Source organism: Brevundimonas sp., assembly GCF_036659295.1.
GTDB lineage: Bacteria > Pseudomonadota > Alphaproteobacteria > Caulobacterales > Caulobacteraceae > Brevundimonas.
Genome location: NZ_JAVXCU010000128.1, coordinates 1 through 4,682, shown reverse-complemented (window position 1 = coordinate 4,682; position 4,682 = coordinate 1). Strand labels below are relative to the sequence as shown.

Annotated in this window: 5 protein-coding genes; 4 read left to right on the top strand and 1 reads right to left on the bottom strand. The window is 62.5% G+C overall.

Annotated features, from left to right (window positions below):
- Together RSB01_RS13575 and trpE are read left to right on the top strand one after the other, a co-directional pair.
- Nucleotides 1-1,718: peptidyl-prolyl cis-trans isomerase (locus RSB01_RS13575; RefSeq protein WP_332625679.1), on the top strand; the 1,718-nt coding region annotated here is incomplete at its 5' end.
- Between the two features lies 1 nt (nt 1,719).
- Nucleotides 1,720-3,279: an anthranilate synthase component I gene (gene trpE / locus RSB01_RS13570; protein WP_332590550.1), complete on the top strand. Its 1,560-nt coding sequence runs from the start codon at nt 1,720-1,722 to the stop codon at nt 3,277-3,279.
- On the opposite strand, the gene RSB01_RS13565 is transcribed toward trpE, so the two are convergent.
- Nucleotides 3,276-3,464, bottom strand: a complete 189-nt coding sequence (locus RSB01_RS13565) for a hypothetical protein (protein WP_332590549.1) — start codon at nt 3,462-3,464, stop codon at nt 3,276-3,278. The genes trpE and RSB01_RS13565 overlap by 4 nt on opposite strands.
- Before the next feature lie 130 nt (nt 3,465-3,594).
- On the opposite strand from RSB01_RS13565, the gene RSB01_RS13560 reads away from it, so the two are divergent.
- Both RSB01_RS13560 and trpD read left to right on the top strand, forming a co-directional pair.
- Complete coding sequence (locus RSB01_RS13560) at nt 3,595-4,185, top strand: aminodeoxychorismate/anthranilate synthase component II (protein ID WP_332590548.1); 591 nt, start codon at nt 3,595-3,597, stop codon at nt 4,183-4,185.
- 4 nt (nt 4,186-4,189) lie between these two features.
- On the top strand, nt 4,190-4,682 hold a 493-nt coding region (gene trpD / locus RSB01_RS13555; RefSeq protein WP_332625676.1), incomplete at its 3' end, for an anthranilate phosphoribosyltransferase.

Genomic DNA, 4,682 nt, shown 5'->3' with positions numbered 1-4,682 from the left:
TCACCTTCGAGCAGATCGCTGCCGAGGGCTATGTCGAGCAGTACCTGCAAGAACAGACCATGCGCATGGGCTTTGCCCAGTGGGCCTGGAATGTCGGCATCCGTCCGGGCAAGGACCTGATCGTCGCTGAAATCCGCAAGATCCCGGCCTTCTTCAACTCGATCACCGGCGCGTTTGACCAGACCCAGTACCAACAGGCTCTGGCGCAACAAAACATCAGCACGGTGATGTTCGAGCACGAGCTGCGCGACCAATACACGATCCAGCATTTCGGCACGGCACTGGTATCGGGCGTTCGCCTGCCTAAGGCCTATGCCGCCATCGTTGCCGCCTCGGCGACCGAAACCCGTGACGGTGCATGGTTCACGGTCACCCAAGCCATGGCCGGTAGCGCCAAGGCCCCGACCGACGAACAACTGAACGCCTTCATGAAGGAAAACGAAGCCCAGCTGCGTATTCCGGAATTCCGCACTGTTTCGCTGGTCTTGTTCACCCCGGGTCCGAACGATGCGCGTCCGGCCATCACCGAGGAACAACTGCGCGAGCGTTTCGAGTTCCGCAAAGACTCGCTGTCGGAAGCTGAAAAGCGCACCTTCACCCTGCTGACCGTGCCGACCCGTGAAGCCGCCGACAAGGTTGCTACCGAGCTGCGCGCCGGCAAGGACGTGAACGAGGTTGCCGCTTCGGTCCGTATCCAGCCGACCCCGTACAACAACACCCCGCGCACCGCGCTTGGCGACGCCAAGATTGCCGATGCTGTCTTTGGTCTGCCTGCTGCCGGTGTCACCGATCCGATCCGGGGCGCTGTCGGCTTTACGGTCGCCAAGGTCACCGGCATTCAGGGCGGCAAGGACGTAACCTTTGAATCGGCACGCGCCGACCTGACCACCGAACTGCAAGCCGAAGCCGCCCAGAAGCTGGCCTATGAGCGCGTGAAAGCCTTCGAAGACGCCCGCACCGCTGGCAAGTCGATTGCCGATGCCGTGGCTGCCTCGGGTGCCCGTCTGGCCCAGCTGCCGCCGTTCACCCGTCAGGGCCAACTGCCGAACGGCCAGCCCTATGGCCTGCCGCCGGTCATCATCGAAACCGCCTATGCCCTGTCCAAGGGTGGCGAGTCCGACGTCATCACCGCCGGTGAAGGCGAATACATCGCCCTGCGCGTTGACGATGTGCGCGAAGCCGCTCTGCCCAAGCTGGACGAACTGCGTCCGATGCTGACCCAGAACTGGATCGCCCGCGAAAACTCGCGCCTGCTGAACCAGAAGGCCGACGAACTGGCAGGCCGTCTGCGCGCCGGTGAAGACATCACGGCCGTTGCCGCTTCGGTCAACGCAACCGTCATGGTCCGCACCAATGTCAGCCGCGATGCTGCTGCCCAACAGGCACACGGCGCTGCTGCCCTGACCGGTCTGTTCTCGACGGCCAAGGATCAAGCCTTCTCGACCCCGGGTGAAAACGGCTTCGTCATCGGCAAGGTCAATGCGATCCACGCTGCCAATCCGGTAACTGCGGCGGCTCTGGTCGCCCCGATCGGCCAGCAACTGGCCACCGCATGGGGCAATGAAGTTGTTCAAACCGCTCTGACTGCCGCTGCGGCCAAGGTCAAAGCCAAGAGCAACGCAACCGAAGCCTATCTCGCACTGGGCATCGAAGCTCCGGTTGCCGGTGCCGCTCCGGCAGCTCCGGCAGCTCCGGCTGCCCCTGCTCCGGCCAAGTAATATGGCCGGTGCGGAGCGTACTGCGTTTGTAAACGGACTGGCAGCCGGTCAAACCCAGCTGCTGGTCCGCCGCCTGATCAACGATCTGGAGACCCCCGTGTCGGCCTTCCTCAAGGTTGGACACGGGCGTCCCTATGCCAGCCTTCTGGAGTCGGTCGAAGGCGGCGCGGTCAATGGCCGCTATTCCATCGTCACCCTCTCGCCCGATACCGTTTGGCGCTGCCGTGACGGACAGGCAGACATCGCGCGCGGTGATGACATCCTCACCGACACCTTTACCCCCGAAACCCTTCCGGCTCTGGACTCACTGCGCGCCCTGATCGCGGCCAGCAAGTTCGACCTGCCCGCCGATCTTCCGCCGATGGCGGCGGGCCTGTTCGGGGTGTTCGGCTATGACATGGTGCGTTTGCTGGAGCCGTTGGGCCCTGCCAATCCCGATCCGCTGAACCTTGCCGATGCTGTTCTGGCCCGCCCGTCGCTGGTGGCCATTTTCGACTCGGTCAAACACGAAATCATTCTGGTAGCTGCAGCCTATGCCGATACCAGCCTCGACGCCGATCTGGCCTATCGCGCCGCAGTGGCCCGTCTCGACGAGTTCGAAGACCGCCTGCGCAGCCCGATGCCGATCCAGCGCGAGGCCGAACCTGTCCCTGCGCCCGACTTCCAGTCGCCTGTCGATGAAGCCGGTTTTGCGGCCATGGTCGCCAAGGCCAAAGAATACATCGTCGCGGGCGACATCTTCCAGGTCGTGCTCGCACACCGCTTCTCGGCCCCATGGTCGCAGGACCCGTTTGCCTTCTATCGCGCCCTGCGCCGTGGCAACCCGTCGCCCTATCTGTTCTTCCTCGACTATGCCGATTTCCAGCTGGCCGGTTCCAGCCCCGAAATCCTTGTGCGTCTGAAGGATGGTCGCGTGACTATTCGTCCGCTGGCCGGTACGCGCCCGCGCGGCGAAACGCCCGAACTGGACAAGGCTCTGGAAGCCGAACTGCTGGCCGATCCCAAGGAACTGGCCGAGCATCTGATGCTGCTGGATCTGGGTCGCAATGATGTGGGCCGCGTGTCCATCCCCGGCTCGGTCAAGGTGACCGAAAGCTTTGTGGTCGAACGCTATAGCCAGGTCATGCACATTGTCTCCAATGTGAACGGCACTGCCGATCCCAAGCTGGATGCCGTGGACACCCTTCTGGCTGCCCTGCCCGCAGGCACGCTTTCAGGCGCACCGAAAGTGCGTGCGATGGAAATCATCGACGAACTGGAAACCCAAAAGCGCGGCGTCGGCTATGGCGGCGGCGTTGGTTACATCTCGGCCAATGGCGAGGCAGACATCTGCATCGTCCTGCGTACCGCCATGTTCACCGACAACCGCATCTTTGTTCAGGCCGGTGCAGGCGTTGTAAACGATAGCGATCCCGCAGCCGAATACGCCGAGACGCTGGCAAAAGCCCGCGCCCCGATGAAGGCTGCCGGTGAGGCATGGCGATTCAGCTCGACCACCCACAACCAACCCTTGGCGCATAGCACCAAGGGATTGGCGGGATCAGACGACTTCGCTTCCTAAGGAATTCTGGTGATGTCGGTTTGGTCAGGTCGTAGATCGGGACCGGCATTCACCGTCCCGAACAGCAATAACCCCATGGCAGCCGCGAAAGCGGCAGCCAGATACACGGGTGGTTTTGAATGCTCGGTCTTGCCCGATTCTTCGAGCAAACGACGAGCGTCGTGGATAGATTCAATGATGGTCACAGCGGACTTCTTCCGATGGCGATGCTGCATCATCGCGCGGAATGTTTAACGACCGCTTGCTTCACCCCATTCTACGGCCCAAGCTGTGCATAACAGTGTATGCCGACCTCCCGTTTCGAAAAGCCTTCCCATGATCCTCGTCGTCGATAATTACGACAGCTTCACCTACAACCTCGTCCACTATCTGGCCCAGCTAGGGGCGCAGACACACGTCATCCGCAATGATGACCTGACGGTAGAAGAAGCCCTTGCGCTTAAGCCCGAGGCCATCCTGCTCTCGCCGGGTCCGTGTGATCCGGATCAGGCGGGCATCTGTCTGCCTATTTTGACAACCGCACCGCTGGACATGCCGATCTTTGGCGTCTGTCTGGGCCACCAGTCGATCGGTCAGGCCTTTGGCGGTCAGGTCGTGCGCGCCAAGTCGCTGATGCACGGCAAGACCTCGCTGATCCATCACGAAGGCGGCGGCGTGTTCAAAGACCTGCCGCGTCCATTTACGGCCACCCGCTATCACTCGCTGGCCGTCAAACGCGAAACCCTGCCCGACTGCCTCGAAGTCACCGCATGGACCGAGGACGGCGAGATCATGGGCCTGTCGCACAAGACGCGCCCGATCCACGGTGTTCAGTTCCACCCGGAATCCATCGCCACCGAACACGGCCACGACCTGATCGGCAACTTCCTCGACTTTGCCAATATCAAGCGCACGGCGATGGTCTAGGGCCATGGACAGTTTCAAACCGCTTCTGGGCAAGCTGGTCGACGGACAAGTCCTGACCGGCGACGAGGCACAGGGCTTCTTTGCTGCCTGCCTGCGCGGCGAGCCGACCCCTGCACAGGTCGCCGCTGCCGTCACCGCGCTGCGTATTCGCGGCGAGACGGTCGAGGAAATCACCGCCTTTGCCCGCGCCATGCGGGCCGCCGCCCTGTCGCTGGATCACCCGTTCGAGGATGTGGTCGATACCTGTGGCACCGGCGGCGACGGCGCGCACACCTATAATATCTCCACCGCTGCCAGCTTTGTGCTGGCGGGTGCGGGCCTACGTGTTGCCAAGCATGGCAACCGCGCCATGAGCAGCAAGTCCGGCTCCTCTGATGTGCTGGCCGCGCTGGGCGTGAACCTTGATGCCACGCCCGCCCAACAGGCTGTGGCACTCAATGATGCCGGTATCGCCTTCCTGTTTGCACCGACCTATCACGGGGCCATGCGCCATGTGG

Bases quoted from the DNA above. Each gene is read 5' to 3' on its own strand.
- trpE (WP_332590550.1), top strand. From the start codon at position 1,720: ATGGCCGGTGCGGAGCGTACTGCGTTTGTAAACGGACTGGCAGCCGGT.
- RSB01_RS13560 (WP_332590548.1), top strand. From the start codon at position 3,595: ATGATCCTCGTCGTCGATAATTACGACAGCTTCACCTACAACCTCGTC.